The sequence below is a fragment of the Streptomyces mesophilus genome (assembly GCF_011044995.1).
Taxonomy (GTDB): domain Bacteria; phylum Actinomycetota; class Actinomycetes; order Streptomycetales; family Streptomycetaceae; genus Streptomyces; species Streptomyces mesophilus.
Window position 1 is genome coordinate 1 of record NZ_JAAKZW010000423.1, and the last position, 2723, is coordinate 2723.

Below are 2723 nucleotides of genomic sequence, written 5' to 3' on the forward strand. Positions count from 1 at the left end.
GGCTGCGGCGGGGGGCCCGGGCCTGAGGCAGGGCCGGCTGCTGCCAGGCGCGTGGCCCGCGAGGCGGCGCACTGGCGGGACGTGCCGGTGTGCCGGCTCTCGATGCCGGCCGGCTCCTCCCGGCACCGTTCCTCCCGGCACGGTGCCTACCGGCCGGAGCGCACTCCGACCATCTGCTCCTGTCGCTGGCCGCGCCGCTCGCGCCGCGCCCACGGCTGTGAGGTACCGCCCACATCCACCGGCAACAGGGACCGGACGCACGGCCGGGTTGTATCCTCGTCGGCGAGCACTTGACCTGCACCAACGCAGGCAGGTAGCCGACCTCCAGGAGTAGCTCCATGCTGCGCACCATGTTCAAGTCCAAGATTCATCGCGCCACGGTGACCCAGGCGGACCTGCACTACGTGGGATCCGTGACCGTCGACGCCGAGTTGATGGCGGCGGCCGATCTGCTGCCCGGTGAGCTCGTGCACATCGTCGACATCACCAACGGCGCGCGCCTCGAGACGTATGTGATCGAGGGTGAACCGGGCTCGGGCGTCATCGGCATCAACGGCGCCGCGGCCCATCTCGTCCACCCCGGCGACCTGGTCATCCTGATCAGCTACGCCCAGGTCGACGACGCGGAGGCCCGCACCCTGCGCCCGTCGGTCGTCCACGTGGACGCCGACAACCGCATCGTGGAGCTCGGCGAGGACGCCTCGGCCCCGGTGCCGGGGTCGGACCAGCTGCGCAGCCCGCAGGCGCGGGTGGCGGTGGCGCGGGGCTGAGATGCGTCGACGCGGGGGCGGACGATCGCCGTTCGCCCCCGCGTAGAGCCGAGGCGTCCGACGTAGAGCCGAGGCGTCCGACGTAGAGCCGAGGCGTCCGACGTAGAGCCGAGGCGTCCGACGTAGAGCCGAGGCTCCCCACGTAACGCCGAGGCTCCCACGTAACGCCGGTGCGTCCCGCGGCAAGCCCGCGCGTCCCGACGAAAACCCCGTGCCCCACGCAATGCGGCCGTGCCACGATGGCGCGCATGATCGAGCAGCGAAAGGGCCATGGCGCGTAGCCGGCCACGTGCAGCACCGGCGGCTTCCTCGCACGGAGCCACGCAGCGGGAGATCGACGGCCTGCCCCGACAGGTGATGGCCGAGATCCAGCGGCTGGAGCGCACCCGCAGCTATCTGTTCCCCGGCGCCGTCGTCCGCGCCGTCCTGCGCTGGCAGGAGTACGCCCGCGAGCCTGCCCGCAGACGATGGGCCTACGACAGCGATGCGGACCCTCACGGGGAGTGCTGCGGGGATCCTTTGTACGAACGCGAGCGGCTCGCCGGCGTGGAGCAGGCCCTGAGCCGCCGCGCCGCACGCGCCCTGCGGGCGGTGCTGGCCGAGGCGGATGCGCGCTGGGACCGTTGAGGCGCCCGCCGGGCCCCGGCTGGGGGAGACGGGCCCCGCACTGGGCCGGAGAGGCAGGCACCCGCCCCGCCCTGCCGGATGACACGGTCCGCAGGGCCCGGCCCGGGGGAGACGGCCCGGCCAGCCCGGGGCCGGGAAGACCGCCCGCCCAGCGCGGGGAAGACAGCTCGCGGTCAGGTTGGCAGACTGGGCCGCATGGCAGACACCGTGATCTTCGACGACCGGCCCAAGGGCCGGCTCGAGGCCCGCGCCGAAGGTGAACTCCTCGGCCACATCCAGTACTTCGTGCTCGACGACCCCGCGCCCGCCCTCGTGCCGGTGCACACCGTCGTGGAGCCCGCCCACGAGGGCAAGGGCGTCGCGGGCTCGCTGACCCGCGAGCTGTACGCGATCGCCGCGCGCGAAGGCTTCGCCGTGGCGCCGCTGTGCCCGTACGTGGTGCGCTGGGCGGCCAAGCACCCCGACGAGGCGCCCGTCGCGCCGCAGGAACTCCTGGACGCGGCGAAGGCGGCGGTCGAGGCCGACCCCGAGAAGTGGTGACGGGGAACATCCTTGCCCGTACGGCCCGTTGACCCCGGAGACGACCGACGACGAGGAGCAGGACATGGCGGACCGTGACGACGACGTGGTGATCAGCCCGACGGGCTGGGTGGCCAAGCAGGCCCGGACCTACGAGGAGTCGGGCGGCACCAAGGGCACGACGGTGATGGGTGTGCCCTGTCTGCTCCTCGACTACCAGGGGCGCAAGAGCGGGCTGTGGCGCCGGACTGTCCTGATCTACGGACGCGACGGGGACGGCTACCTGCTCGTGGCGTCCGACGGCGGCGCCGACCGGCACCCCGCGTGGTACCTGAACCTGCAGGCCAACCCCGATGTGCGGTTGCGCGTGGAGACCGAGCGCTTCGACGCGACGGCCGTGACGCTCGACGCGGACGAGAAGGAGCGGGTCTGGCCCGGCCTGGTGGAGCTGTTTCCGCAGTACGCCGGCTACCGGAAGAAGACGGAGCGTGACATTCCCGTCGTACGGCTGACACGCAAGACGGACTGAGGGGCAGGGCGGGCCGAGCGGGCAAGGCGGGCCGAGCGGGCAGGGCGGAGTGAGCGCGCACATCAGACCTGAGCCGGGCTGGAGCCAAGCGGGCGGCCGCACTCGGCCCGCCCCGGCATGAGTAGCTTCGTCAGGCGCGGGCACGCGCCCCGGGAGACAGTGGACAGGAAAGGCCCTCCGTTCCCCTAGGAGGTTCACCATGACCCAGCCGTACCCCGACCCCGTCGGGCCGGGGCCCACCCCCGGCCCGTACCCGCCGGATCCCGGCCATCCCGGAC

The 2723-nt window shown here is 73.1% G+C and carries 4 protein-coding genes; all 4 read left to right on the top strand.

The window, feature by feature from the left end; translation table 11 throughout:
* The first annotated feature begins 338 nt into the window (after positions 1-338).
* The 4 genes from panD (at position 339) to G6045_RS40200 (ending at position 2445) form a co-directional block, all read left to right on the top strand.
* The gene (gene panD / locus G6045_RS40185; protein ID WP_165337192.1) at positions 339-770 is read left to right on the top strand and encodes an aspartate 1-decarboxylase; all 432 of its coding nucleotides are present in this window, start codon (positions 339-341) and stop codon (positions 768-770) included.
* A 270-nt stretch (positions 771-1040) separates the two neighbouring features.
* Complete coding sequence (locus G6045_RS40190) at positions 1041-1397, top strand: hypothetical protein (RefSeq protein ID WP_235968615.1); 357 nt, start codon at positions 1041-1043, stop codon at positions 1395-1397.
* Positions 1398-1592: 195 nt separating this feature from the next.
* The gene (locus tag G6045_RS40195) at positions 1593-1937 is read left to right on the top strand and encodes a GNAT family N-acetyltransferase (protein ID WP_165337193.1); all 345 of its coding nucleotides are present in this window, start codon (positions 1593-1595) and stop codon (positions 1935-1937) included.
* A gap of 64 nt (positions 1938-2001) precedes the next feature.
* On the top strand, positions 2002-2445 hold the full coding sequence (locus G6045_RS40200) for a nitroreductase family deazaflavin-dependent oxidoreductase (protein WP_165337194.1): 444 nt from the start codon (positions 2002-2004) through the stop codon (positions 2443-2445).
* Positions 2446-2723: the final 278 nt, after the last annotated feature.

Coding starts and splice junctions, on each gene's coding strand:
- panD (WP_165337192.1), top strand. CDS start 339: ATGCTGCGCACCATGTTCAAGTCCAAGATTCATCGCGCCACGGTGACC.
- G6045_RS40190 (WP_235968615.1), top strand. CDS start 1,041: ATGGCGCGTAGCCGGCCACGTGCAGCACCGGCGGCTTCCTCGCACGGA.
- G6045_RS40195 (WP_165337193.1), top strand. CDS start 1,593: ATGGCAGACACCGTGATCTTCGACGACCGGCCCAAGGGCCGGCTCGAG.
- G6045_RS40200 (WP_165337194.1), top strand. CDS start 2,002: ATGGCGGACCGTGACGACGACGTGGTGATCAGCCCGACGGGCTGGGTG.